Annotated in this window: 23 protein-coding genes; 12 read left to right on the top strand and 11 right to left on the bottom strand. The window is 45.2% G+C overall.

The genetic code is table 11. From position 1 onward, the window contains the following. Positions 1-158: 158 nt before the first annotated feature. On the top strand, positions 159-1,175 hold the full coding sequence (fbp, locus tag L3V37_RS09795) for a class 1 fructose-bisphosphatase (RefSeq protein ID WP_005383114.1): 1,017 nt from the start codon (positions 159-161) through the stop codon (positions 1,173-1,175). A gap of 127 nt (positions 1,176-1,302) precedes the next feature. Further along, on the top strand, positions 1,303-1,833 hold the full coding sequence (gene ppa, locus L3V37_RS09790) for an inorganic diphosphatase (RefSeq protein ID WP_005379635.1): 531 nt from the start codon (positions 1,303-1,305) through the stop codon (positions 1,831-1,833). A 73-nt stretch (positions 1,834-1,906) separates the two neighbouring features. Here the strand turns inward: ppa and L3V37_RS09785 are convergent, their stop codons facing one another. Genes L3V37_RS09785 through L3V37_RS09770 form a run of 4 tightly spaced genes read right to left on the bottom strand, consistent with a single transcriptional unit; the run spans position 1,907 to position 8,183 of the window. After that, positions 1,907-2,269 carry a DUF2799 domain-containing protein gene (locus tag L3V37_RS09785; RefSeq protein WP_130544796.1) on the bottom strand — a complete coding sequence of 121 codons (363 nt, stop codon included), beginning with the start codon at positions 2,267-2,269 and terminating at the stop codon, positions 1,907-1,909. A 39-nt stretch (positions 2,270-2,308) separates the two neighbouring features. Next, positions 2,309-2,665, bottom strand: coding sequence for a gamma-glutamylcyclotransferase (locus L3V37_RS09780; RefSeq protein WP_130544797.1), 357 nt, complete (start codon positions 2,663-2,665; stop codon positions 2,309-2,311). 44 nt (positions 2,666-2,709) lie between these two features. Continuing rightward, positions 2,710-6,474, bottom strand: a complete 3,765-nt coding sequence (locus tag L3V37_RS09775; RefSeq protein ID WP_237306237.1) for a translocation/assembly module TamB domain-containing protein — start codon at positions 6,472-6,474, stop codon at positions 2,710-2,712. Further along, positions 6,471-8,183, bottom strand: a complete 1,713-nt coding sequence (locus L3V37_RS09770) for an autotransporter assembly complex family protein (RefSeq protein ID WP_053349698.1) — start codon at positions 8,181-8,183, stop codon at positions 6,471-6,473. Before L3V37_RS09770 ends, L3V37_RS09775 begins: the two co-directional genes overlap by 4 nt. Positions 8,184-8,350: 167 nt before the next feature. Here L3V37_RS09770 and msrA point away from each other — a divergent pair, with 167 nt between their 5' ends. Beyond that, on the top strand, positions 8,351-8,989 hold the full coding sequence (gene msrA / locus L3V37_RS09765) for a peptide-methionine (S)-S-oxide reductase MsrA (protein WP_005379620.1): 639 nt from the start codon (positions 8,351-8,353) through the stop codon (positions 8,987-8,989). A gap of 70 nt (positions 8,990-9,059) precedes the next feature. Here the strand turns inward: msrA and L3V37_RS09760 are convergent, their stop codons facing one another. Continuing rightward, positions 9,060-9,260: a DUF1107 domain-containing protein gene (locus L3V37_RS09760; RefSeq protein ID WP_005379612.1), complete on the bottom strand. Its 201-nt coding sequence runs from the start codon at positions 9,258-9,260 to the stop codon at positions 9,060-9,062. Between the two features lie 215 nt (positions 9,261-9,475). On the opposite strand from L3V37_RS09760, the gene L3V37_RS09755 reads away from it, so the two are divergent. From L3V37_RS09755 to L3V37_RS09725, 7 genes are all read left to right on the top strand, one after another. Beyond that, positions 9,476-10,027, top strand: coding sequence for a YtfJ family protein (locus L3V37_RS09755; RefSeq protein WP_005383122.1), 552 nt, complete (start codon positions 9,476-9,478; stop codon positions 10,025-10,027). 227 nt (positions 10,028-10,254) lie between these two features. Then, on the top strand, positions 10,255-10,554 hold the full coding sequence (locus tag L3V37_RS09750; RefSeq protein WP_080996158.1) for a DUF2607 family protein: 300 nt from the start codon (positions 10,255-10,257) through the stop codon (positions 10,552-10,554). A gap of 134 nt (positions 10,555-10,688) precedes the next feature. After that, entirely contained in the window at positions 10,689-11,342 is a 654-nt protein-coding gene (locus tag L3V37_RS09745) for a DUF2796 domain-containing protein (RefSeq protein ID WP_237306236.1), read from the top strand. A gap of 52 nt (positions 11,343-11,394) precedes the next feature. Next, entirely contained in the window at positions 11,395-12,123 is a 729-nt protein-coding gene (locus L3V37_RS09740; RefSeq protein WP_017820286.1) for an ABC transporter ATP-binding protein, read from the top strand. After that, on the top strand, positions 12,120-13,379 hold the full coding sequence (locus L3V37_RS09735) for an ABC transporter permease (RefSeq protein WP_237306235.1): 1,260 nt from the start codon (positions 12,120-12,122) through the stop codon (positions 13,377-13,379). Before L3V37_RS09740 ends, L3V37_RS09735 begins: the two co-directional genes overlap by 4 nt. A 4-nt stretch (positions 13,380-13,383) precedes the next feature. Then, a complete protein-coding gene (locus L3V37_RS09730) occupies positions 13,384-13,878 on the top strand; it encodes a DUF3299 domain-containing protein (RefSeq protein WP_237306234.1) in 495 nt (164 codons plus the stop codon). Between the two features lie 322 nt (positions 13,879-14,200). Beyond that, positions 14,201-15,106: a TIGR03899 family protein gene (locus L3V37_RS09725; protein WP_237306233.1), complete on the top strand. Its 906-nt coding sequence runs from the start codon at positions 14,201-14,203 to the stop codon at positions 15,104-15,106. An 89-nt stretch (positions 15,107-15,195) separates the two neighbouring features. Here L3V37_RS09725 and cysC read toward each other — a convergent pair whose 3' ends face one another. The 5 genes from cysC to cobA form a co-directional block, all read right to left on the bottom strand. After that, entirely contained in the window at positions 15,196-15,813 is a 618-nt protein-coding gene (gene cysC, locus L3V37_RS09720; protein ID WP_005379598.1) for an adenylyl-sulfate kinase, read from the bottom strand. Between the two features lie 24 nt (positions 15,814-15,837). Next, the gene (locus L3V37_RS09715; RefSeq protein ID WP_005379596.1) at positions 15,838-17,562 is read right to left on the bottom strand and encodes an SLC13 family permease; all 1,725 of its coding nucleotides are present in this window, start codon (positions 17,560-17,562) and stop codon (positions 15,838-15,840) included. Positions 17,563-17,813: 251 nt separating this feature from the next. Continuing rightward, positions 17,814-19,244 carry a sulfate adenylyltransferase subunit CysN gene (gene cysN, locus L3V37_RS09710; RefSeq protein ID WP_017633444.1) on the bottom strand — a complete coding sequence of 477 codons (1,431 nt, stop codon included), beginning with the start codon at positions 19,242-19,244 and terminating at the stop codon, positions 17,814-17,816. A 17-nt stretch (positions 19,245-19,261) separates the two neighbouring features. Then, positions 19,262-20,170, bottom strand: a complete 909-nt coding sequence (gene cysD / locus L3V37_RS09705) for a sulfate adenylyltransferase subunit CysD (protein ID WP_005379592.1) — start codon at positions 20,168-20,170, stop codon at positions 19,262-19,264. Positions 20,171-20,229: 59 nt separating this feature from the next. Further along, the gene (cobA, locus tag L3V37_RS09700; RefSeq protein ID WP_031780800.1) at positions 20,230-21,105 is read right to left on the bottom strand and encodes a uroporphyrinogen-III C-methyltransferase; all 876 of its coding nucleotides are present in this window, start codon (positions 21,103-21,105) and stop codon (positions 20,230-20,232) included. A gap of 275 nt (positions 21,106-21,380) precedes the next feature. Between cobA and cpdB the strand changes: the two genes are divergently transcribed. Beyond that, the gene (gene cpdB / locus L3V37_RS09695) at positions 21,381-23,342 is read left to right on the top strand and encodes a 2',3'-cyclic-nucleotide 2'-phosphodiesterase (protein WP_237306232.1); all 1,962 of its coding nucleotides are present in this window, start codon (positions 21,381-21,383) and stop codon (positions 23,340-23,342) included. A 97-nt stretch (positions 23,343-23,439) separates the two neighbouring features. Continuing rightward, positions 23,440-24,018 carry a Crp/Fnr family transcriptional regulator gene (locus L3V37_RS09690; protein ID WP_213871821.1) on the top strand — a complete coding sequence of 193 codons (579 nt, stop codon included), beginning with the start codon at positions 23,440-23,442 and terminating at the stop codon, positions 24,016-24,018. 54 nt (positions 24,019-24,072) lie between these two features. Here the strand turns inward: L3V37_RS09690 and dbpA are convergent, their stop codons facing one another. Further along, the gene (dbpA, locus tag L3V37_RS09685; protein ID WP_005379583.1) at positions 24,073-25,452 is read right to left on the bottom strand and encodes an ATP-dependent RNA helicase DbpA; all 1,380 of its coding nucleotides are present in this window, start codon (positions 25,450-25,452) and stop codon (positions 24,073-24,075) included. Positions 25,453-25,538 lie beyond the last annotated feature (86 nt).

Genomic DNA, 25,538 nt, shown 5'->3' with positions numbered 1-25,538 from the left:
AAACAAGTCTACAAATAAATTGAGATCTCAAACAGTTACTTCATTACCATTAAAAAGATCTGCGACTTAAACTTACATCCAGCGCAATCGTTTAACATCCATAAAGAGATGCTCACTTGCGCACTACCCCCAATGAAATGAAAATGTAAGGATTAACCATGTCAGGACTGCGCACCCTAGGCGAGTTCATTGTCGAAAAACAAGCGGATTTCCCCCACGCTAGCGGTGATCTATCATCCCTTTTAGCCTCCATTCGTTTAGCTGCAAAAATCGTTAACCGCGAAATCAACGCAGCGGGTCTCGGTGATATCACTGGTGCTGTAGGCACGGAAAATGTCCAAGGTGAAGATCAGCAAAAGCTCGATGTTTACGCGAACGATAAGTTCAAAGCCGCGCTTGAAGCTCGTGATCAAGTGTGTGGCGTTGCCAGTGAAGAAGAAGACGAAGCAGTTGCGTTCAATAAAGAACTCAACCAAAACGCCAAATATGTAGTACTGATGGACCCACTTGATGGTTCTTCTAACATCGATGTGAACGTCTCTGTTGGTACTATCTTCTCGATTTACCGTCGTGTTTCTCCAATCGGTACCCCACCAACTGAAGAAGACTTCCTACAACCTGGTCACAAACAAGTGGCTGCGGGCTACGTAATTTACGGCTCCTCCACCATGTTGGTATACACAACTGGTAACGGTGTAAACGGCTTTACTTACGACCCATCTATCGGCAGCTTCTGTCTTTCTCATGAAAACATGATGATTCCTGATGATGGTAAGATCTACTCCATCAACGAAGGTAATTACATTCGTTTCCCTCAAGGGGTGAAGAAGTACATCAAGTACTGCCAAGAAAACGTGCCAGAAGACGGTCGCCCATACACTTCTCGCTACATTGGCTCGCTGGTTGCTGATTTCCACCGCAACCTACTGAAAGGCGGTATCTACCTTTACCCAAGCACACAAAGCCACCCGCAAGGCAAGCTACGCCTGCTTTACGAATGTAACCCTATGGCATTCCTCATTGAGCAAGCTGGCGGCATTGCATCGGACGGTGTGAATCGCATTATGGACATCAAGCCTACTGAGTTGCACCAGCGTGTACCTTTCTTTGTGGGTTCGAAGAACATGGTTCGCAAAGTTGAAGAGTTCCTTGAACTGCACCGCGACGAAGAATAATTTCAGACCTTTGTCCAACGCGGCAGGTGTTTACCTGCCGCGTTTTTGTCGCTAAAGTGAAACGCGAATTTATCATCAGATGAAGCCGCTTTTGTGTGACTCATCGTTAATGAAAAGGAATATTCTAATGAGCTTAAACCATGTACCAGCAGGCAAGTCGCTGCCTGAAGATATCTATGTCGTTATCGAAATTCCTGCAAATGCAGATCCAATCAAGTACGAAGTAGATAAAGACTCTGGTGCTGTATTTGTCGACCGTTTCATGTCTGCACCAATGTTCTACCCATGCAACTATGGCTACGTGAACAATACCCTGTCTCTTGATGGCGACCCAGTCGACGTATTGGTACCAACACCATACCCACTCATGCCAGGTTCAGTCATTCGCTGCCGTCCTGTTGGCGTTTTGAAGATGACAGATGAATCGGGTGAAGATGCAAAAGTGTTTGCGGTTCCCCACTCAAAAATCTCGAAAGAGTACGAGCACATCCAAGATGTGGACGATATCCCAGAACTACTGAAAGCGCAGATCACGCAATTCTTTGAGCGTTACAAAGAGCTTGAAGCAGGCAAATGGGTGAAAGTGGATGGTTGGGCAGATGTTGCTGCCGCCAAAGCTGAAATCCTAGAATCTTACGAGCGAGCTCAGAAAAAATAAGCATCACTGCTGATACAAAATTAAAAAGAGCTGCTCTAGGGCAGCTCTTTTGCTTTCATCTTACCTGTGTCAACTAGATAGGTGCGCCTGCTGAAGACATTCGTCCAGCGTCGTAGTCATGTTGAAAGAAGGGGTCAACATCATCACAAATGCCAAAATACGGCCGCCCGATAACACCGAGCATATAAGCACTTTGCTCGCAATACTCTTGCTTGCCTTGCTGGTAACCCGCTTGATAAGCCATTATCAGTTCTGGCGTCACATGGTTAACATCATCCAGCTTCGCAATTCGCTCCTCAGATAACTCCCGTAATCCATCTAAAGCTGACTGCTTACCAAACACTTGCCAATCGGTCACATTATTCGAAGTCGGTAGTGTTGTTTGTGCGCATGCAGCAAGAAGCAACGCCATTGCTCCAATTACGAATGTTTTCATCGTGACTCCTTAGTGTTTAGCTCGTTGCTATTGATAATGTCAGTATAGCTCACACCTTTGACACCAATCTCCGGAAGCGATTTCTTCGGTTAATTGCTCAGTATCTTGATATAAGTAGATCCAAGCTTGGCCAAAAGGCGTAACGATGCTCTCTCGGCGATATTCCACTGGCACATCTTCTAACCTATCTAGCTCAGATAAGGTTTCACTGTCAATCAGGTACACCTCACCTTGAATCGAGCGTTGCCCATCAGACAATGCTGGATAAGGGCCTAAGTCATACATTGCAAATTGAGCATCCGTTTCATGTAAACCAAGAAACTGCGCCGAGCGCAAATACTGATGGTTGTACTCTCCCTTGCGTAACGTGCCGTAGACAAAAATCAAATGCTGCATAACCACTCCTTAGTCATGACTGTGTATGCTTAGGTTAAAGCACTTTAATCGAACTCAAACTGATAGAGTAGGTCAACGGCGCTATCTACACCAGATACCGCTTCTAAATACAAGTCTTGCATCAATCGGTAACGCACAGTGAACTCACCTAGAGAGTTAAAGATGCCGACACCATATTTCACCTGCAAACCTGGCAGAATATAACCACTCACCGTCACTTGCGAATCATCGCCCGAACCAGCAGTGTCCAGCTGTAAATCCTGTACGCCAAAGGCTTCACCGATTTCACCAACCACACGCCCACTCTTCGCCAAGCTTAAACCAATTAAGGTAGTCGTCATTGCATTACCACCGGCTTCACCATCAATATCTTGACCACGAAGTAGATAAGAAAGTGCATTGGCTTGGTTCATCGCGGGCTCTGAGAAAATTTCTATACTCGGATCAGATGCTGGGCCCGACACTTGTACCCCTGCAATGACATCATCTTGGGTATTGTCTGGATTACGAATCGCTTTGATAGACAAGTAAGGTTGATCTGGTGGACCATTCATCAGAATCTTACCTTCTTTAATCAATAAGTCCTGACCAAACGAACGATAAGAACCGTCGACAACATTCACTTCACCAACGATGAAAGGACCTTTGTCTTTTTGTGTCACGTTTAGGTTCCCTTTCAACCCACCTTTTAAGCCAAAAGCGGCAAGTTGGAAGTCATCACCAATTTTAATGTTGATGTTCGTTTCCACATCAAACGGCATCGCAGCGACATCGTCCACTGGCTGCAAGTTTTTATCGAGAATAACGGTATCACTCGATACGCCTACCGCACTTGGTGGAAGCTCTTCGACGACAATTCTGCCCCATGGCAAATTAATATCACCCTCAATTTTCGCAAGCTGAGGGGTCACATCTATTGTCATGTCAGGCTCCACTTTGATTTTTACCATTGGAGGCACATCAACATTGAGCTCTTTAGCAAATACACGCGCTTTAGTGCGCCAGTTCTGTAAGTCCTGCCAGTCGGCATCACCGGTAACGTTCAACTCACCATCCGGGGTTAAAATTCCGGCATCCAAGTCCGCTTGATGGCCTTTAAAGTTGATGACGACCTGCCCTGAGTTTATATCTATCGGTGTGACTTCACCCTGTAGCTTCATTTGGTCAATCAAGAACTGACCATTCACCTTCGGATGCATGACGTCACCTGATATCGCTAGGTCAGTATTCATGTTTGCTTTAAACAAGCTGTACTCACCAATCAACGGTGCCAAGAAATCCAAGTGGAACGTAGAGAGTGAAACCTTACCATCAATAGTGGGCTTTTCAGTCGAGACATTCAGTAAAGAAACCTTACCAGACAAGTCGCCGTTATCTTTCACATCAAATAGCCACTCGGCATCAAGCTTGTCTTTCGCTAATGCTGCTTTAAAGTTGAAGCTTTCCCAACCGACTTTAATTGGCTGTTCAAGCGCTTGTTCAACTTGGCCTTTTGGCATATTGACACTTAAGGTTACTTCAGGCTTTTTCTCTGGTGCCCATTTAGCAAAAGCCTGTGCATTAACCGAGCCTTGCAGCTTGGTTTCTGGCGGCAGGAATTGTTTGATTTGGTCAAAATCAAAATCATTGATGGCTAACTTCGCCTGGCCACTCTTACCGACACTAATGTCTTCGGTTAGACATACGCTCGACTCCGCTTGCAACCAACAATGCGCTTGAACGTTCGCGATCTGTTTGTCGATATTGACCTTCACCGCGGTCGATTTTTGCAACGCCCACGGGCCTTGTTGCGAGCTCAGCGTCAAGCGGCGCAGCGCCCCATCCCAAATCATTTCTGGTTTCTGCTGGAATGTCCCTTCAATTTCTAAACTGGTCGACACCAGGTCAGATACTACATCGAGCGTCAGTTGATGCAGTTTTTCATCCCCAGAGACTTCAAGGTCAGCGCTATCAACTATTATGTCGTCATAGGTAATGTTGTTCGCAATAAGGCTTATATTCGCTTTTGGTGCTGGCAGAGGCTTCACATCGCCCTTTAAGGTGATCGTTTCTACGTTCGCCTGTTGCTGCCAGTTAATCTGATTTAAAGCGAGATCAAGATTGATGTCTGGTTCTTTCAAGCTACCACGTAGTGCGACTTTACCTTGCATCTTACCTGCAAGATCCGGAACACTTTTCGCAAAATCAGGGAAGTTAACCTCAACATCCATCAGAATTTGCTTATCTATCTTACCCTTTGCACTGAGTTGGTTTGGACCATGAGAAAGCGCTAAACCCTGAGTGGTAAGTTGGATGTCTTCGCCTTTGCCGTTCTTATCAGACGCTTCAAGTTGCCCTTCAACATTCAGCGGATACCCTCGCAAAATGCCGTCAATGTCTAACTTAGGCAAACTGACCTGCCAACCGCCTTGTTCTGTTAACGACCCCGAAGTCGAAAGGTTACCGCTGATATCCCCTTCTGCTTCTTTCCATTGTAAACCTGGTTGAATGTTTTTCAGGTTTAAGTCAGCTTGCCAGTTGATTGGCTCGGCCCAATTGGCCATGACTTTCCCAGAGAGTTCGCCTCCCAGGGTTTTCACTACAAGGCTTTCGAGGTCAATTTGCTCTAACGTACCTTTGCCGTTTAGTGCGACATCAACGGCGGGAATATCTTTGCCTGACGCTTTGGTTTCTAATGCGACTTCGTAGCCGTTAAGTGAGCCTTTTGCCGCCAAACTTGGTACAGAAACCTGATAATCACTTTGCCCAAATAGCGGCCATTGCGCTTGAACATTTTTAATCGAAACATCAAACGGCAACTGCGTTTTAAGCGGTTGAATATCACCTTTGATCTCCGCTTGTACAAGCTCAGAAAGCGTAGCATTTAGTGACAAATCACCAACCGAACCCGAGACCGAAAGCGACAGTTTTTGTCCCTTCGCATCCGCTTGCTTCACTAACGCGTCCAGTTGCGCTTTGATAGGGTAATCAGAAGAAAGCGTCACTTGTGTGCTCAACTTGCCTTCCACTTCTGGCATGTCGAGCTCTAACGTTTTGACATCAACACGTTCACCGCCTGCTCTTGCAACCAAACCAAGATGATTGACGATCACTGGCGTTTCACCCGCCAGTTTGAAATTGTGAATATCAAGACGACGCGCTTCCACCGTCAGCGGAATCCATACTTCGGGTAACACAATATCTTGCGGAGTAGCATCGGCTTCTTTCGGCTCTTCAACAACCGCTTCTGGGGCCGCTTCACTTGGTGCGAGCGCAACATTAATGTCTTTCAACGCAGTAGGTGCGATCACCAAACGATCACCTTGCATCGACAAAGCGGTCGAGAACGTTTGCCAATCAATTTGATTGCCCAGCACATTGACATTGATGTCATTAAAGCTGACTTTATTAACAAAAATTGGCACTGGCGTACTGATAGAACGCAGTGGTGGTGTTTCCTCTTGCTCCTCGCTTGCTGGCGGTAGCTCTGGCATCTTAAAGTCAAGCCCCTGCAGTCTTAACTCATCGACACAGACCTTAGGGTCAAAGAAACAGCGGAAGTTCACTGCCAATGCTAAACGCTCGACTTTGGCGTCGATATTCAAAGACTCATCGACAAAACTGACGTTATGCAGTTCGAAGCGAGGAAACAATGAACCCTGCACTGTTTCAATCTGCAATTGTGGTAATGCTTTTTCAGCTCCCCACAAGGCAAATTTGAGGCCTGGGTGGGTAAACAAAACTGTCGCGACAATAATGATGAGCAACAGCAATAGACCAATCAAACTGAGCGACAGCCATTTGGTCCACTTAAACATCATTTTGATCATAGCTCAGGCCCCAATGAGAAGTGGATACGAAACTCTCGTTCTGGTTTTGCATCCAACCCCCATGCAAAATCAAAACTAACAGGGCCCACCGGAGACGCCCAGCGGATACCAACACCAGCACCTGATTTCCAATCTGGTGTTTCATTAAACGCATCACCAATATCGTAAAACGTTGCAGCCCACCAGTTTCCATAAACACGATATTGGTATTCTAATGTACTGCTAACAATGTATTTACCACCCGTCAAAGCACCACTCTCATCCACAGGTGAAATAGATTCATAGCCGTAACCACGAATATTATTGTCACCACCAGCGAAGAAACGCAGCGACGGTGATAGCTTTTCAAGTTCATCGGTAATATTCGCACCACCTTCTAAGCGGAACAAACCACGATGATTCTCTCCAATACCACGAATCCAAGAAGTCGAGCCAATTAAGCGGAGCACTCTAGTTTCAGAAAGCATAGCGGTATCACCATACTCAATAGTGATGCTTTGCTTGTCTCCCCACATTGGCATATTGCCCCCTCGAACCCTAGTCCGAGAAAATGTCGCACCTGGAAGTACGAAGTTGAATTCATCATCTTGTAAACCTTGCGTAAAGCTCTCGTACAAATGACGAACATAAACGGTATTATGCCAACCACCGTCTGCTAACCAATGACGTTCCACTGCAAGGTTAGACTCGATACTCTGTGTGTCACGGTTGTCTAGGTTTTTAAGCCCATATTGAACTTGATAATAATCGTTAGCGACATCCTCTAAAGGAATTTTGTAAGAAGCAGTCACAGTTTGCTCTGGCTTAGATAGGGATAAAGCGGTGTTGAAACTGTGTCCTCGGGAGCTCACCCAAGGTTTCTTCCACTTCAACGTTCCTCGAACGCCGACATCCGTTGAGTAACCAATACCCGTCTCAATCTGATTCTTCGAAGCAGGAGATAAAGACACTTTAATTGGCAAGTCTCGGCCATCATCAAGCCTATCCAATTCAGGCTCAACAAAAACTGAGGAAAACCACTCCGTATTTGATAGCTTCTGATTAAACTCGCCCAGCTTCGAAACGTTGTATGGGTCCCCTTCTTTAAAAGGTTGTAATGATGCGACACGGTCTTCCCAGATGTGGTTGCCAATAAAAGAAACGTCGCCAAAATTGAAACGTATTCCACTGCTGTAGTGCAAACGGACATTAGCTTCGTTCAGATCAGGGATAACCTCTAATCGACTTAGCGTAAACTCACCATTGAAGTAACCACGCTGAAGCGCCAAGTTACGAATGCCTGACTTAAGGCTGTCGTATTGGCCTTGATTCAAAACTTGACCAACTTTGAGCGGAGAGCGCTCAATAAGTTTTGCAAACTCTTCATCGTCTTTAGCCTCTCCGGTGATGGCCACATCCATGACTTTCACTTTCACTGGCAAGCCCGGCTTGATGAGCACAATTAACTCATCATTCGCTTCAGGAATAGAGTATGAAATTTTTGCATGATAATACCCAAGCGCGTTAAGCGCTTCAGTGATACTTTGATCTAATCTCGCTTGAAAACGCAGAGAAGTGGAGTAATCCTTCTCTGGAATAGATGATAGATACGCACTGACATTCTCTTCTAAAGCGCCATCAATGCCTTTCAAAGTCAAAGAAACATCGGCATAGGCACCATGAGAAAAGGCAAACAGGCCAACGATGGTGGGGAGAGCTTTTTTTATCATGCTTTTATGGCTGAATGAGGTTAAGTAAACGTAAATAATGATAACGCCAATTAGATTCTAAGTCTGTAATATTAATAGCTTTAACGCGGTCTATCTCATAACAGCATCAGATACAGACGAAATGAAAAAGTTCGCAAATTTAAGACACGTATTGAAGGACAAATACCATGCTCAACAAACAAACATTGATCAGTATAGAAGATGCCTTGCCAGGTAGAGATCAACCAATGCAGATTGACGATCATCATTTTGTAAATAAATCTAACCTAAAGGCGCCTCTGGCGTCACACCAACAGCAGATTTTGCTCGGAATGGGCTGTTTTTGGGGCGCTGAGCGCGTATTTTGGCAACTCGACGGCGTTGTATCTACTTCGGTCGGTTACGCTGGGGGGTACACACCCAATCCCACGTATGAAGAGGTCTGTACAGGTAAAACGGGTCATACAGAAGTCGTACGAGTCGTTTTCGATGAACGCGTCATCTCATTAGAAAAGCTACTGGCTGTTTTTTGGGAAAAACACGACCCAACTCAGGGAATGCGTCAAGGTAACGACTTAGGTACTCAATATCGTTCTGCAATTTACACTTATTCGACGGAGCAGCTCGAGAGCGCAGAGAAATCGAAACTCTTGTATCAGCAAGCACTGCAAGAAGAGCAACGCGCGAACATCACCACCGAAATACAACCAGCAGGTCCGTATTACTTTGCGGAAACCTACCACCAGCAATATTTGGCGAAAAACCCTGATGGTTACTGTGGTATCGGAGGAACGGGAGTTTGCTTCCCACCAAGCCTCCAAGGATAAACCTAACCAGCAACAAAAAGAGCGACCGATATGGTCGCTCTTTTCTAAATCTAAGTGGGTACCAAGCTAACTAAGCCGATAATGATGCTATCACTTGGTTGACTTCTTTAAAGATGGTGAGCCTTTTATGATCGTTGACGTCAGGTAGTAACACTTTGCCATTGTCGAACTGAAAACAGCCAACCCCAACAATAAAAAATTGACCTTTGAACAACGTTTTAACAAAACGGGCCACTTGTAATGGTCGATATACAGCAAACTCACGTAGCATAACTCACCTCAATTCCTTTGAGAAAACACGGATTGCTTATTTTTCCTCTGCAATCTTAATGCGCAATTTGCGACGGAAATCATTTTAGCAAATTCTAAATATAACGCAAGATTACACCACTCCATACGTTAAATAAATGTTATCAACGGTCCTACAAATTTCTAAGATCTGGATATATACTGGAAGCTTCCAAACCTCGTACGGAATATAACAATATGAAAACTAAGACTCTCCTACCTCTACTACTGGCCTTAACGCCAAGCTTGACCTTTGCACACAACTTGTCAGTAGGAAAAAGCGTTCCTCCTGTCAATGTTGCCGCTTACGGCGAGATTGTTTTACAAGGCGAAGGCGTTGCATACCAACCCTGGGCAACTCAACATATGCAAGGCAAAGTTCGTGTTATTCAAGCCATCGCAGGCCGTAGCAGTTCAAAAGAGATGAATGCCCCTTTAATGTCGGCAATAACAGCGGCAAATTTTCCACAAGAAAGCTACCAGACGACGACTATCATCAACCAAGATGATGCAATTTGGGGGACAGGCTCTTTCGTGAAGTCTTCAGCTCAAGACAGCAAAAAAGAGTTCCCATGGTCATCCATGGTTCTTGATGAAAATGGCGTAGTTGCTAATACTTGGGACCTGAAAGAAGAAAGTTCGGCCATTATTGTTCAAGACAAAACGGGCAAAGTTCTGTTTGTCAAAGAGGGCGCACTTGAGCAAGATGAGATAACAAAAGTCATTGAGCTTATTAAACAGAACATCTAGCTTCATTGAATGGCTCCTTGTTCCTGTTGTAAGGAGCTATATGAATTTGATTAGAAGCATGGGCAGTGATAACTCTGCTCTTTATAAGTGCGACACTTCCATCAGAGAGTATTACCAATATTTTTCGGCACGTATGTGTTGAGTTAAATTTTTCTGCTAGCCAACAAAAGAGTGAACTTTTATTCATTATGGGTGTTATATTATAACAGTCGGTAAGAGGAGCTCAGATGTACCACCACCAGCAAAAAATACTAAGATATTGGTATCGCACTGCTTTATTTTTCAGTGTTGCGTTGCTGATCGCTTGGAACTTTGCGGTTGTACTTCATCAAGTTGATCTGACGCCCGACCATCATACCCATCATCATTGCCAATTATTTTCTGGTGTTCAGCACGGTATAGCAAAGGTACAACCTACCCTCTCTACACCGACTTTTACGCGCGCCCAGCATCATCATGTTTTTTTGCACCTCGTGTACGGCGAAGAAGTTCTTGGCGCTGCTCGTGCCCCTCCTTATTTTGCTTAATTTCCAAACTATTCCACACTCAAAATTATTGAGTTCATTTCCGCACCTAGTGTGTCAGGGAACAATAACTTAGTGAAACTCGAATCTGAGCAATACCGCCTTTGGTTAATGCCAGTAAAATTAGGAAAAATACAATGTCATCAAAACACGTTTTAGCCCTTGCTATTGGCCTCACTTTATCGACAGCAGCGAATGCAAACGAATACCGCCAGCATGGTGCTCATGTGCATGGTCACGTCGAGTTTAATATCGCCCAAGATGGCAAAGATCTGTTAGTAGAGATCACAGCTCCTGGAGCTGATGTTGTGGGTTTCGAACATGCTCCAGAAAACGCGCAACAAGAGCAAGCGCTTAAACAAGCCGTCGCTACACTCGAAGACAGCAACGCATTGTTCGCTATTAACTCACAAGCTGATTGTAATGTTGAAGAAGCTTACGTGAGCCACAACCTAAGCGAAACTCATGAGGAACATGATCATAGTGAGCACGACCATGATGACCATGCACATCACGATCATGAAGGGCACGAACACCATGATCATAATGAACATCATGATAAACATGACCACAATGACGATCATGATGAGGCGCACGATCATGGCGGTCACGGTGAATTTTCGGTGCAATATCGCTTCAGTTGCGAACAAGTTAATCAGCTTAGCCAAATCCAAACCGATTGGTTCAACCAATTCCCAACTACAGAGTCCATCAGCGTCAATATATTCACTGATACCATGCAATCAGCAATTAAATTAAGCAAAGATAACACCCAAATCGTAATCAAATAACACGAGTGGCGTGTAAGTACCCACTTACACGCCACAGCTTTGGTGATTTAATATGACTGAAACCACACCAAATGTTGTCGAGCTAGAGGATGCCCAATTTTTCTGGCCCGGTTCAATCAACGCAACCATCCACATCCCTAAATTACACATTACACAAGGCGAGCATGTGTTTATCAAAGGTCCAAGTGGCTGCGGTAAATCGACCTTGCTCGCTTTGTTGACGGGGATTAACACATTAACTTCAGGCTCTCTATCTGTACTCGATACTGACCTTGCTAGTTTAAGTGCCAGTCAGAGAGACCGCTTTCGCGCCAATCATATTGGCTACATCTTTCAACAGTTCAATTTATTGCCGTACCTTAACGTACTTGAAAACGTATTATTGCCATGTCAGTTCAGTAAAATACGACGTGACCGTGCCCATTTAGGTGCCTCATCTCAAACGTTAAATGAACAGGCTCAGGCCCTACTAGAACGACTGCACTTGCCAAACGAGCTTCATACACGCCCTGTCTCTGAATTGAGTATTGGTCAACAACAACGTGTGGCTGCGGCTCGAGCTCTGATAGGACATCCAGAGTTAGTGATCGCTGACGAACCAACCTCAGCTTTAGACTATGACAATCGTAAAGCATTTATTGAGCTCCTTATGGAGCAAGCGAATCAAGCCAATGCCACACTGGTATTCGTTAGCCACGACCCAACACTCGAACCCTTATTCGATCGCACGCTCAATCTACCCGACATTAATCAAGTATCTAGCCTAGGAGCCATATCATGAGTGCTGTTGTAAAGCTCGCCTGGAAGAGCTTGATGAACCGCAAAGCGACGGCAATTCTAACCATCATGACCGTTGCGATTTCAGTGGTACTCCTCTTGGGCGTCGAGCGTATCCGAACTCAAGCCAAGGATAGCTTCGCCAATACAATTTCAGGCACAGACCTCATTATTGGTGGACGCTCTGGGCAAGTGAACCTATTGCTCTATTCTGTGTTTCGTATTGGTAATGCGACCAACAACATCGATTGGAAAAGCTACCAAGAGTTTGCCAATCATCGTTCAGTCGATTGGGCTATTCCAATCTCGCTTGGCGACTCGCATAAAGGCTTCCGAGTTATGGGAACCAATCACAGTTACTTTGAGCATTACAAGTTTGGAAGTAAGCAACCACTAACATTCAGCAAGGGTAGAGAATTCAATGGTTTATTTGAAACCGTACTAGGTTCTGATGTCGCTAAACAACTTGGTTATGATATCGGTAGCGAAATCATCATTGCCCACGGCATTAGCGACGTTGGCTTTAGCCGTCATGACAATCTGCCATTTAAAGTTGTCGGTATCCTTGCTCCTACAGGAACACCAGTCGACAAAACTGTCCATGTATCATTGGAAGCCATCGAAGCCATTCACGTTGGGTGGGAAAGTGGTGCGCGTTTGGGCCCGACACCCAAGGCACAAGATCTCAAAAACAGAGACTTTCAGCCCAAACAAATTACCGCTATGCTCGTTGGTTTGAAATCTCGTATTCAAACTTTCGCCCTGCAAAGACAAATTAACACCTACCCCAAAGAGCCGCTTAGCACCATTATGCCCGGCGTTGCGTTGCATGAGTTATGGGGAATGATGTCGGTTGCAGAGCAAGCCCTAATGGCAGTATCTGGTTTTGTCGTGATTGCAGGGTTGTTAGGTATGTTAAGCAGTCTATTAACTAGCCTACAGGAACGCCGCCGTGAAATGGCGATTTTGCGTGCCATGGGAGCAAGGCCTCGTCATGTTTTCTCACTCTTAATTAGTGAAGCTAGCTTGCTTACTGCTGCTGGTATTATTACTGGCGTTACTGGGCTGTATGCCATTCTTGCTATCGCGCAGCCGATCATCCAACAGCACTATGGAATACATCTCACCTTAAGCATCTTATCTACTTATGAGTGGATGCTATTAGGTTTCGTACAATGCGCTGGTATTGTGATTGGTTTCATTCCCGCACTCCGCGCCTACCGACAGTCACTGAGTGACGGAATGACAATAAGGATTTAATAAAATGTGGAAAAAAATACTCGCAAGTTGCTTGCTGGTCGTCGCATTCACAGCGCCTGTTATGGCCAGCGAAGAACCATTGAAGCTTGACTGGATTGACCTTGTTCCAGAAAAAGAGCGTAAATTGTTCGACAGTATAGGCATGCCTGCATCTGATCACAGTGGTGGCGCAGCGCAGCAGTCCAAGATTGGTAATGTTCGACCAGAACTGAACGGAAGCCAAGTTAAAATTCCGGGGTTTGTTATCCCACTTGAAGGTGATGCCGATACCGTCACCGAGTTTTTATTAGTGCCATATTTTGGAGCTTGTATTCACGTGCCACCACCGCCTCCAAACCAGATCATTTACGTGAAGTTTCCGAAAGGCGCGCCTGTTCAAGAGTTGTGGGATGTTATATATGTGGTTGGAACGATGAAAACCGAGACGATAAACCACGAACTAGCAGAAACGGCTTACGTTATTGAGGGATCAGAAATAGAAGCCTACGACGATATGTAATTTAAGTCGTCGATAAGCCTCGCTACACCTAAGGCGTCACACTGGCGCCTTTTTTAGCTTTGTGCTACACGATATAACGAGATAAATACGCTAATACGCCCACATAAATAACCAAAAGAAACGCTATCGACAGGTGCTTTTTGAGTTTACCTGCTTCTGAGAACTTCATAGCCCCTCCAAAATAACGATAACAATTTTAACAACTCATTATCATTTTGAATAGCCCTATTCGTTCAAAAACTGAGAACTCCTGTATGGTCGCTTGGTCAGATAAGGTGTAAATTTAAACGTACGAACCGCGCAGTTCTTGGTAGGAAAACGAATGGCAGACCCGACAAAGCAACCTGTTGTCATCGAACATCAGTCAGACACAAAAAAAAATACGCAACAAGAAAAGAAACAAGGCTACATAAAAGACAGTGCTAGTAAGGTAAAAACCATAGCCCAAATACACGGTCTTGACGCCTTACTGCAAACCGAACCGCCAGCCAAATCTGCGTTTGAAAGAGCCCAATTGCGAGAGCAAAGACGCCAAGAACAGCGACAAAAAAACTTAGAACAGATTTTAAAATTAGCGCACAGTTCATGCCGAGATGAGACAGCGGGAGAGCCAGACCAAGATTGGTTGCATCGATTTTTTGAGATGGCTCAAGACATCCATAACAGCGCGATGCAAAAGCTATGGGCTCAAGTGATGAAGCGTGAAGTGACCAATCCGGGCTCAACGTCCATGAAAGCGTTGAAAAACCTCAAAGATATGTCACCAAAGGAAGCACAAACTCTGCAAAGAGCCGCCTCTTTAGCGTGCAGTTTTGGAGGGGATCACAGCAGAAAACTGCTGATTGGTTACAAAGCGCAAGGAGGCATATTTAGCTTCGGCAAGCGAGACGTCGCTAACAGCCTAAATATGGGAAGTTTTCAACTGCCGTATTCAAGCTTGTTGCTCTTAATTGAATTAGGGCTGCTGCACAGTGCCGAACTTGAATCTGGCGAAATTAGTATCGAGACACCGTTGCTCCTCACCTACCAAGGTAAAAACTTATCACTGAACGTAAACAGCAAAGGTGTCCGCCTTTTATATTACCGATTCACACCCACAGGCAATGAGCTCTGTACCTTACTCGGAAACAAACCACATGCCGAATACTACGATCAAATACTTGCACTGTTAAATCATAGGTTTAGTGTCCATAGTGAAGCTAAAAGTACGGTTCATCATACCGTCTAGCCAGCTTGAGAAGCATTTGATCACCTATGATCCAAATACTTCTCCAGCTGCTCAAAGAGCTTTAGGTCACCTATGATCTAAATGCTTTTTTATCGGATCACACCGCGTTGTTTAAGATCGATTAAGCACAAATCCACCAGCTCATCGACACTCTTTTCTCCCGCGGGCAAATCGATTTCAGGGTTCTCTGGCGCTTGATATTCCGAATCAATACCAGTGAAATTAGGAATCTCTCCCGCACGGGCTTTACGGTATAAACCCTTAGGATCTCGACCTTCGCAAACCTCTAGAGATGCATTGACATACACTTCGATAAACTCGCCTTCTGGCAATAAATCGCGTACTAACTTCCGCTCTGCACGATGCGGTGAAATAAACGCCGACAGAACAATTAAACCCGCATCTGCCATCAACTTCGCCAGTTCACCAATACGACGAATGTTCTCGCGACGGTCCTGTTCAGAAAAACCTAAATCGCTACACAAACCATGTCGTACATTGTCACCATCCAATAAATAGGTGTGGTAACCCAATGCTGCAAGGCGATTTTCCAACGCCCCTGCTACGGTTGATTTACCCGCTCCAGATAAACCAGTGAACCACAATACGGCAGGTTTTTGCTTCTTTAATTCAGCACGAAACTGTTTATCAACCGAATGCTGGTGCCAAACAATGTTTTCATCTTTTACCGTCGTTTCGGCAGTCATAACGTATCCTTGTAAATATCGGAATTAAAACGGGAAAAAGACCGGGATCAAAGTAAGTACTAATACAGAGTACACAATCGAAATTGGCACTCCAATTCTCACGTAGTCGGTCAATTTGTAATTTCCTACGCTGTACACCAGCAGGTTAGTTTGGTAACCGTAGGGAGAGATAAAGCTCGCACTCGCGCCGAACAAAACCGCCATGATGAATGGCATCGGATCCACGCCATAACCCACCGCCATGCTATAGCCGATAGGAAAAGAAAGCGCAGCCGCGGCATTGTTTGTCACCAATTCAGTGAGTACCAATGTCATGATATAAGTCGCCACCAAGGCACCAAATACTCCCCAGCCATTAAACGCTTCAATAAACATCACTCCCATTCTTTCTGACAATCCAGAAGAGATCATCAGTTGAGCAATAGACAAAGCGGAACCGACAATCACGACGATATCGATCGGAAAACGGCGGCGCAGTTCTGAAATCTGCACAATACCAAACGCAATAAGCGCGATAAGGTACGCAGCTAGACCTTTAATAATCGGCACTAACTCTAATAGAGCGCATCCAATTACGGCTGCAAAGCCCAGTAATACAATGGAAGACTTATTCGTATCAAGCCGAGCGCTAGAGTCCAAGTCATGCACTAAAACAAACTCTTTACGATGAGCTCGGCGTTCAGACTCAAAACGCTTTCCTGGAACCAGAACTAACGTGTCCCCAGGCGCTAAGGTAATGCTACCCAAGCCACCTTCTAGGCGTTCGTGGCCTCGGCGAATCGCCACAACAACGGCATCGAATCGGTCGCGGAATCGGCTCTCTTTGAGGGTTTTGTAGCAAAACGTCGCCGACGAGCTCACCACAACTTCGATAAAGTTTTGCCCATTTAAGTGCTGCTGACCAAACAACTTGAGGCCCGGAATTTCTTGCAGGGTCGCGACGCTCTCAACATCGCCACAAAATAACAGGCGGTCTTTTGCATTGAGCACAAAATCCGGTCCCACAGAAGAAACAGTAACACCATCGCGCACCACTTCTGCAAGAAACAGTTTGCGCAGCGCACGTAAATTATTCTCGCTGATCGTACGCCCAACTAGCGGTGATCCAGGCTCAACGCGAGACTCAAGAAAGTAAGGTAAATCTTCTTGGTTTTGATCATCATAATTCGGTAGCAAGTAGCTGAGCGGGATAAGAATCAGCATCCCTCCCACCAGCACAGCCAAACCTATCATCGTAGGTGTAAAAAAGCTCAGGCTCGGTAAGCCTGCGTCTTCGACAAAGCTGTTGATGATTAAGTTAGTCGACGTACCAATCAAAGTTAACGTGCCACCAAAAATGGCGGCGTAAGACAAGGGAATAAGTAATTTCGAAGGTGCATGCTGCTGATTACGCTTAATCGCCCCAATCAATGAGACAACCACAGCGGTATTATTCGTAAATGAAGAAAGCAAGGCGGTCGACACACCGAGCTTAGCAATCACGCTGCCTAACTGACCCTCAGAGATACTTCGGCTCACCCAACTGATCAGCAGTGTTTTTTCTAGAGCACAGGATGCAAGAATCAATAAAACCAGGGTTAACAATGAAGAGTTGGTAAAATTGGATGCGATAGTGGCTGAATCCATCATCCCTGCCATGAATGCAATAAAAGCGGCACCCGCAAAGACGTAACTAGGCTTAATTTTCGTGACAAGCAAGCAAGTGATAATGCCAAGCAAAATCGCTAACACAAACCCTTGTTCCCACATAGCCTTTCCTTACCAAATAGCCCCAAAGGGCACAACAACGACTCATTTATCCATGAAACACCGACAAACGAGTAAACAGACAAAAATCAGCGCAAGCGAAAAGAACATCAGAATGCTCGGTTTTCTTGGGCTCCACCGAAGCATTCTGGTATTAGGAGAATACCTAACGACATTTCGCAATTCAGTTAGGTAGCGACGCCCCAAGTACAACAGCAGACAGAGCCTGAAATTATCGTACTTGGGTAAGCCAGTTACTTTTTCAGAAACTGGCTGACGTCTTTTGCTTCCCAGTGTGGGAAGTGTTTACGGACAAGCGCATTAAGCTCAACTTCAAACGCAGAGATGTCCGTCAAATCGCGCTCAACCACGGCGAGGCTCTCTTTAACCATGCCGGCACCAACCGTCACGTTTGTCAGACGATCGATAATGATAAAGCCACCGGTATCTGCACAGTCTTGATAATTGTCCAGCGCGACTGACTCATTAAGAGACCATTCACACAAACCAATACCATTCAATGGCAGCTCTGCCGAGCTATGAGTCGAGAGATTATTAATGTCATATTGATGACGAATCGCTTCAACATGACCTACGGTTTTCTTACCTGCGATTTTGATGTCATAGTCACGACCCGGTTGCAGGGGTTGCTCTGTCATCCACACCACATCGGCAAGCAAATGGTTTGTGGTTTCCACTTGAGCATTATCTAGAACAATTAAGTCGCCACGGCTAATATCGATCTCATCGCTTAGCGTCAGAGTGACAGCTAATCCGGCACGAGCTTCTTCGATATCACCATCAAAGGTCACAATACGTGCCACAGTTGACGTTTTACCCGATGGCAATGCTTTAATTGCATCACCGACTTTGATCGAGCCAGAAGAAATGGTCCCCGCAAAACCACGGAAATCTAGGTTAGGGCGATTAACGTATTGCACAGGGAAGCGGAATTCACCCGCGCCTTTTTCTTGATCCACATCGACCGTTTCAAGAAGCTCAAGCAATGATGGGCCTTTAAACCAAGTCAGGTTTTGGCCTTTATCCACCACATTGTCCCCTTCAAGCGCTGAGATCGGGATGATTTGAATATCAATATCCCCTGTCAGATTCTCAGAGAACTTCAAATACTCGTCGCGGATCTCTTCAAAGCGCTCTTGGGAGTAATCCACTAAGTCCATCTTGTTGATCGCCACAACAAAGTGCTTCAAACCCAACAGGTTGGAAATGAAAGAGTGACGACGAGTTTGATCGAGAATGCCCTTACGTGCATCAACCAGAATCACAGCTAAGTCACATGTCGATGCACCTGTAGCCATGTTACGTGTGTACTGCTCGTGTCCAGGAGTATCTGCAATGATGAATTTACGTTTCTGCGTCGAGAAATAGCGGTAAGCCACATCAATCGTGATCCCCTGCTCGCGCTCAGCTTGTAAGCCATCGACCAACAACGCAAGGTCAGGCTTTTCACCCGTGGTACCCACACGTTGGCTGTCTGAGTGCACTGCCGCTAGCTGATCTTCATAAATTTGTTTTGAGTCATGGAGTAAGCGACCGATTAATGTACTTTTACCGTCATCCACCGAGCCACAAGTCAAGAATCTAAGTAACGACTTGTACTGGTGTTGTGTTAAATAGCCTTCGATACCAAGCTCGGCTAATTGAGCTTCAACTGCACTGTTCATTATCTTTCCTTAGATCCTTAGAAGTAACCTTGACGTTTCTTAAGCTCCATCGATCCTGACTGATCGTGGTCGATCGCTCGGCCTTGGCGCTCACTCGACGTTGCCACCAGCATCTCTTCGATAATGCCAGTTAAAGTGTTTGCTTCAGACTCGATGGCCCCAGTCAATGGATAACAACCAAGGGTACGGAAGCGCACACTCTTCTCTTCAATCACTTCACCCGGTTGAAGCTCCATACGATCATCATCAACCATGATCAGCATGCCATCGCGTTCAACAACTGGGCGTTTGTCCGCGAGGTAAAGCGGCACGATCTCGATGTTTTCTAAATAGATGTATTGCCAGATATCAAGCTCAGTCCAGTTAGACAGCGGGAATACACGAATGCTCTCACCCTTATTAACCTGACCGTTGTACGTCTTCCATAGCTCAGGACGTTGGTTTTTAGGGTCCCATGTATGGTTCTTATCGCGGAATGAATACACGCGCTCTTTCGCCCGTGATTTCTCTTCGTCGCGGCGCGCGCCACCAAAGGCCGCATCAAAACCGTACTTGTTCAGCGCTTGTTTTAAGCCTTGAGTCTTCATGATGTCAGTGTGCTTAGAAGAACCATGAACAAACGGACTACAGCCCATGGCTAGACCTTCTGGATTCTTATGTACCAAAAGCTCAAAACCGTATTTGGCCGCGGTGCGATCACGAAATTCAATCATCTCGCGGAACTTCCAATCGGTGTCGACATGCAGCAATGGAAATGGAATCTTACCTGGGTAAAAAGCTTTACGCGCTAGGTGCAGCATCACTGATGAGTCTTTACCAATCGAATACATCATGACTGGGTTATCAAACTCAGCCGCAACTTCACGGATGATGTGGATACTCTCCGCTTCGAGTTGTTTAAGGTGAGTTAAACGTTGTTGGTCCATGTTTTGTATTTCCTTTTTAAGCTTGAAGGCGCATTACGTCTCTAATCTTTGGTCTGAAATTATATGGAGTTGGCAATAGCACTTTTGTTGAATTCAGTACTAGACAAAAACCAGTCTAACTTTTGAGACAGTCGCACTACCTCTCCGACAACAATCAAAGATGGCGACTGTGCTTCCTTCGATAAATCAGAGAGTTGGGAGAGTTCTCCCGTAAATACTTTTTGTTGAATCTGCGTGCCACGCTCAATAATGGCAATCGGAGTCGACGCTGAACGACCATGCTTAATGAGTTGATTCTGAATATAGTGTGATTTCATCAGCCCCATGTAGATCACTAAAGTCTGATTCCCACGCGCCAACGTGGACCAATCCATCTCATCACTTTCTTCTTTCAAGTGGCCAGTCACAAAGATGGCCGATTGCGCATAATCACGATGAGTCAGTGGAATACCAGCATAAGCGGTTGCGCCAGCTGCTGCGGTAATGCCAGGGACAACTTGAAAACGAACGCCGGCATCAGCAAGCACTTCTAACTCTTCACCACCACGACCAAATACAAACGGATCACCACCTTTAATGCGCACTACTTTGTAGCCCTGCTTGGCAAAATCCACCAAAAGCTGATTCGTCTTCTCCTGCGGCACACTGTGATGCCCAGCTCGCTTCCCAACGCACACCAAAATCGTATCGCTTGGAATCAATGCCATGATTTCTTCAGACACCAAGTAGTCGTACAAAACCACGTCAGCTTGCTGCAAGCAGTTCAGTGCTTTCACCGTCAGAAGTTCAGGATCGCCTGGTCCTGCACCTACTAAGGCGACTTCACCAGGCTGTAGCGATTGCTTTGCAAAACGAGTAACACCAGCGACTGGGTTGTCAGAAACTAACCGGGGCTTTGGTTTAGGAAAAGAAGTGACTGAATCGTTCGTTGCCATGTGCTTGCTCATCGTCCATTGATATCGTTATGCAAGCATTATGGCGGGGCGTTTATATTACCTGAAATTCTAAAATTTCATTTTTTATTCAAAAATCTGCTAAGAAGTTTTTGTTTGGTCTCATTCAAAAGCGTGAAAAAGTCGGCGGTTAATATGAATAAGGTTCAGTAAACTGATTAATGTTCACAGTTTTCTGTATCTTTATCATCGAGTTGCATCTGTGTTTGATACATTACGCAGTACGATTTCCCCTTATCATTGAATTGGAGCACCAAATGAAAGTGGCAGTTCATCCTATTTCCCTCGCAGTATTAAGTGGCATGCTAACGCTTGCTGGCCCAGTAATGGCCGATACCATCAAGCTTCGTATTATCGAAACCACCGACATTCACACCAACGTGATGGATTACGATTACTACAAAGACCAACCATCACAGCAAATCGGTTTAAGTCGCGCAGCGACAATAGTGAAACAAGCTAAGTCCGAGGCAGAAAACACGGTACTAGTAGATAACGGTGATTTAATTCAGGGCAGCCCAATGGGCGATTACATGGCAGCAAAGGGGATTAATCCCGGCGACGTGCACCCAGTCTACAAAGCGATGAACCAGCTAGACTACGATGTGGGCAACATTGGCAATCATGAGTTCAACTATGGCTTAGATTTTCTACAAAAGACGTTGAAGGGGGCAAACTTCCCTTACATCAACGCAAACGTATTTGATAAACAAACCGGTGAGCATTACTTCAAGCCTTACCTCATCAAAACTCACACTTTTAAAGACACAAACGGCGAAGCGCATCAAATAAAAGTGGGTTACATCGGCTTTGTACCACCACAAATTATGGTGTGGGATAAGAAGAACTTAGAAGGCAAAGTCTTTGCTAAAGACATTAAGGAAACAGCAGAGAAACTGATTCCTCAAATGAAGAAAGAAGGCGCAGACGTGATTGTGGGGATTCCACACTCGGGCATTTCTACTGATCCATACAAGCTAGGTGCTGAAAACTCTGTTTACTACCTCACAGAAGTTGAAGGTATTGATGCAATTGCTTTTGGCCACTCTCACGCCGTCTTTCCAGGGAAAGACTTCGCAAACCTACCTGGTGTTGATATAGATAAAGGGACCATCAATGGTGTAACGTCCGTGATGCCGGGCCGCTGGGGAAGTCACGTAGGTGTGATGGATTTGATGCTGAAAGAGAAAGACGGCAGATGGCAAGTCGTCGAAGGCCAAGCAGAAGCACGCCCTATCTTCGATAAAGTAAATAAGAAGTCATTAGCTAAAGCCGATGAAGATATTGTGAAAGCGTTAGAAGAAGATCACAAAGGCACTCGTGAATTTGTAAACCAACCAATCGGCAAAGCAAATGATGTCATGTACAGCTTCTTGGCATTAGTGCAGGACGACCCCACCATTCAAATCGTTAACCTTGCTCAGAAAGACTACGTAGAACGCTTTATTCAAGGCGACCCAGACCTTTCTGACATTCCAGTACTGAGTGCGGCAGCACCATTTAAAGTCGGCGGTCGTAAGAACGATCCGAATAACTTTACAGAAGTAGAATCCGGTCAGCTCACCTTCCGTAATGCGGCCGATCTTTACTTATACCCAAACACCTTGGTTGCGATGAAAGTGAAAGGTAAAGAAGTTCGCGAATGGCTAGAGTGCAGTGCGGGTCAATTCAACCACATCGACATCAACAATCCTAAACCGCAATCTTTGATTGACTGGGATAATTTCCGTACTTACAACTTCGATGTTATTGACGGGGTTAACTACCAAATCGACGTTACCCAACCGCCGAAGTACGATGCGGATTGTAAAGTGATTAATCCAGATTCTCAGCGTATTGTGAACCTGACGTTCAATGGTAAGCCTGTCAATCCGAAGCAAGATTTCATCATCGCAACCAATAACTACCGTGCTTATAGCAATACTTTCCCTGGTACAGGCCCAGATTTCATTGCATTTGACGCACCAGATGAAAACCGCTCTGTCGTCGCCACTTATATTTCTCGCGTGAGTGAAGAAAAAGGAGAAGTGACACCAAGCGCTGACAACAACTGGTCTTTCGCACCGATTAAGTCCGATAACAAGCTAGATATTCGTTTCGAAACCTCCCCTAGCGATAAAGCGGCGCAGTTCATCAAAGAGAAAGGACAATACCCAATGAAACGCGTGTCAACAGACGACATTGGTTTCGCAATTTATCAAATCGATCTGAATAAATAAGGTTGATTTGACAACAACACTAAGCGGCTCTCATGAGCCGCTTTTTTGTTATCAATAAAACCCGTTAAAATAAAGAAAACCGTTTCTGAGTTATCACATGCACAGCGATCTTTTTTCAGACTTAGTCAAACATGGCTTTTTAGAGACAGAAGCAAACCAACTTATTGAAAATGGTGAGTTGCTCGAACTGCCTACACGCCACATTCTTAATCACCAAGGGGAGTTTAGCTCACACCTTTACTTCATCATTGAGGGGTTATGCCACGCAAGCTATCTTACTGAGCACGGCAAAGAATTCAGTAAAGAATTTTATTGGGAGAAGGACTGGGTTATCGGGTTTGAGAGCATAATAAAGGACCAACCTTCGCCTTACTTATTGGAAACGCTGAGCGCTTGTCAGCTATTTTGCTTGCCAATTGAAACGTTGCATCACTGGCGAGCAGAAAAGCACGCCATTTACTTAAAGCTACTCGAAAACCAACTGATTAATAAAGAGAACAAAGAACGCTTTATGTTGCTCTACTCTCCAGAAGAACGATATCAATTATTTTGCGCTCATTACCCAGATTTAAAGCAACGTATTACCGATAGTCAAATTGCGGCCTACCTGGGCATTACGCCAATCAGTTTGAGCCGAATCAAAGCGCGCTTAACCAAAGATCACACTCTCAAATAAACTCAAAAAAGAAAAAAGCTCTTCAAACGAAGAGCTTTTTCTCTGCTATTTGAGCTATTTAAGAATTCGCGCCCGGAATTGGCGCCCTTTCATCTTGCCGTTACTAATGGTCTGTAGAGCCTTTTTAGCCACAGACTTTTCGACGGCAACATAAGCGCGTACAGGGAACAGGTGAATCTTTCCGACTTGAGAGCCTGGAATACCATTTTTTCCTGTCAAACAACCTAAAATATCACCCGGTCGTACTTTCTGTTTCTTACCGCCATCAATGTTAATCGTAACCATCTTCGCTTGGTATGGCTGCTGATTTGATTTGGCAGGCAATGTTGCTGGTACCACGTCCATCTCTAGGTATTCTTCAATACGAGCTACACGTAAACCGTCTTTCTCACCAAAAAAGCTGAACGCTAAACCTTTACTACCCGCACGACCTGTACGACCAATACGGTGCACATGAACCTCAGGATCGCGCGATAGCTCAAAGTTAAAGACAGCATCAAGATTATCAACGTCCAAACCACGCGCTGCAACGTCTGTTGCAACAAGGATAGACACACTCTTGTTAGCAAACTGCACCAATGCTTGGTCGCGTTCACGCTGCTCTAAGTCCCCATGGATATCGATAACGCTGAATCCTTTGTGATGCAACTCATCTGCGACACTTTGCACTTCTTTTTTGGTATTACAAAAAACCACCGCGGACTCTGGCTGGTGAGTCAGCAGCAAATTCGCCAATGCTTCATCACGTGCTTCCGAGCCTTCAACTTTATAGAAGTACTGCGCAATGCTTGAGGTATCATGCGTCGATTCCACCTTAATCACTTCCGGTGTCTGCATTATACGCTGCGCAATTTGCTCAATTTTTTCTGGAAAAGTAGCACTGAAAAGTAGAGTTTGACGCTGCTTTGGCGCTGCATCGATGATTGCATCTAATGCGTCTTGGAAACCCATGTCCAACATGCGATCAGCTTCATCTAGCACCAAGGTATTCAGTTCGCTAAGATCAATTCGGCCTTTTTCAAGGTGATCCAAAATACGACCAGGAGTACCAACTAGGATATGCGCACCATGCTCTAACGAACCAATTTGTGGCCCCATAGGCATCCCACCGCAGAGAGTAAGCACTTTAATATTATGAATGCCGCGACCTAAAGTACGAATTTCCTTCGCTACTTGGTCTGCAAGCTCACGTGTTGGACACAATACTAATGACTGGACACGAAAGCGTTTGACGTTGAGGTTCGATAAAACCCCTAAACCAAATGCAGCGGTTTTACCTGAGCCCGTTTTACCCTGCCCGATGACATCACGATGTTTTAGGATTGCAGGCAAGCTCAAAGCTTGAATTGGCGTCATGTGGGTATAGTTCAGGGAATCAAGTGTGGCGAGTAACGCTGGGTTCAGCCCAACTTGATCGAATGTTTGTTTGCTCACGGGGATATCCTCAGGTGAGATGGAAAGAGGGCACATTATCACCAGATTTGGTGGGAAAACCAGTGCTAATTAACCTTTGTTAATGA

This window comes from Vibrio sp. D54, assembly GCF_021728075.1.
In the GTDB taxonomy this organism is placed as follows: domain Bacteria; phylum Pseudomonadota; class Gammaproteobacteria; order Enterobacterales; family Vibrionaceae; genus Vibrio; species Vibrio alginolyticus.
The sequence above is the reverse complement of the archived record's forward strand: the minus strand, read 5'-3'. Positions and strand labels throughout refer to the sequence as shown.

What these genes read in the sequence shown, in the direction of transcription:
- L3V37_RS09785 (WP_130544796.1), bottom strand. Translation starts at nt 2,269, where the DNA reads ATGAAAACATTCGTAATTGGAGCAATGGCGTTGCTTCTTGCTGCATGC.
- L3V37_RS09735 (WP_237306235.1), top strand. Translation starts at nt 12,120, where the DNA reads ATGAGTGCTGTTGTAAAGCTCGCCTGGAAGAGCTTGATGAACCGCAAA.
- cobA (WP_031780800.1), bottom strand. Translation starts at nt 21,105, where the DNA reads ATGGCAACGAACGATTCAGTCACTTCTTTTCCTAAACCAAAGCCCCGG.
- L3V37_RS09750 (WP_080996158.1), top strand. Translation starts at nt 10,255, where the DNA reads ATGTACCACCACCAGCAAAAAATACTAAGATATTGGTATCGCACTGCT.
- L3V37_RS09715 (WP_005379596.1), bottom strand. Translation starts at nt 17,562, where the DNA reads ATGTGGGAACAAGGGTTTGTGTTAGCGATTTTGCTTGGCATTATCACT.
- cysN (WP_017633444.1), bottom strand. Translation starts at nt 19,244, where the DNA reads ATGAACAGTGCAGTTGAAGCTCAATTAGCCGAGCTTGGTATCGAAGGC.
- L3V37_RS09730 (WP_237306234.1), top strand. Translation starts at nt 13,384, where the DNA reads ATGTGGAAAAAAATACTCGCAAGTTGCTTGCTGGTCGTCGCATTCACA.
- L3V37_RS09780 (WP_130544797.1), bottom strand. Translation starts at nt 2,665, where the DNA reads ATGCAGCATTTGATTTTTGTCTACGGCACGTTACGCAAGGGAGAGTAC.
- cpdB (WP_237306232.1), top strand. Translation starts at nt 21,381, where the DNA reads ATGAAAGTGGCAGTTCATCCTATTTCCCTCGCAGTATTAAGTGGCATG.
- L3V37_RS09745 (WP_237306236.1), top strand. Translation starts at nt 10,689, where the DNA reads ATGTCATCAAAACACGTTTTAGCCCTTGCTATTGGCCTCACTTTATCG.
- L3V37_RS09775 (WP_237306237.1), bottom strand. Translation starts at nt 6,474, where the DNA reads ATGATCAAAATGATGTTTAAGTGGACCAAATGGCTGTCGCTCAGTTTG.
- ppa (WP_005379635.1), top strand. Translation starts at nt 1,303, where the DNA reads ATGAGCTTAAACCATGTACCAGCAGGCAAGTCGCTGCCTGAAGATATC.
- cysD (WP_005379592.1), bottom strand. Translation starts at nt 20,170, where the DNA reads ATGGACCAACAACGTTTAACTCACCTTAAACAACTCGAAGCGGAGAGT.
- L3V37_RS09740 (WP_017820286.1), top strand. Translation starts at nt 11,395, where the DNA reads ATGACTGAAACCACACCAAATGTTGTCGAGCTAGAGGATGCCCAATTT.
- L3V37_RS09725 (WP_237306233.1), top strand. Translation starts at nt 14,201, where the DNA reads ATGGCAGACCCGACAAAGCAACCTGTTGTCATCGAACATCAGTCAGAC.
- cysC (WP_005379598.1), bottom strand. Translation starts at nt 15,813, where the DNA reads ATGACTGCCGAAACGACGGTAAAAGATGAAAACATTGTTTGGCACCAG.
- L3V37_RS09760 (WP_005379612.1), bottom strand. Translation starts at nt 9,260, where the DNA reads ATGCTACGTGAGTTTGCTGTATATCGACCATTACAAGTGGCCCGTTTT.
- L3V37_RS09755 (WP_005383122.1), top strand. Translation starts at nt 9,476, where the DNA reads ATGAAAACTAAGACTCTCCTACCTCTACTACTGGCCTTAACGCCAAGC.
- L3V37_RS09690 (WP_213871821.1), top strand. Translation starts at nt 23,440, where the DNA reads ATGCACAGCGATCTTTTTTCAGACTTAGTCAAACATGGCTTTTTAGAG.
- fbp (WP_005383114.1), top strand. Translation starts at nt 159, where the DNA reads ATGTCAGGACTGCGCACCCTAGGCGAGTTCATTGTCGAAAAACAAGCG.
- L3V37_RS09770 (WP_053349698.1), bottom strand. Translation starts at nt 8,183, where the DNA reads ATGATAAAAAAAGCTCTCCCCACCATCGTTGGCCTGTTTGCCTTTTCT.
- msrA (WP_005379620.1), top strand. Translation starts at nt 8,351, where the DNA reads ATGCTCAACAAACAAACATTGATCAGTATAGAAGATGCCTTGCCAGGT.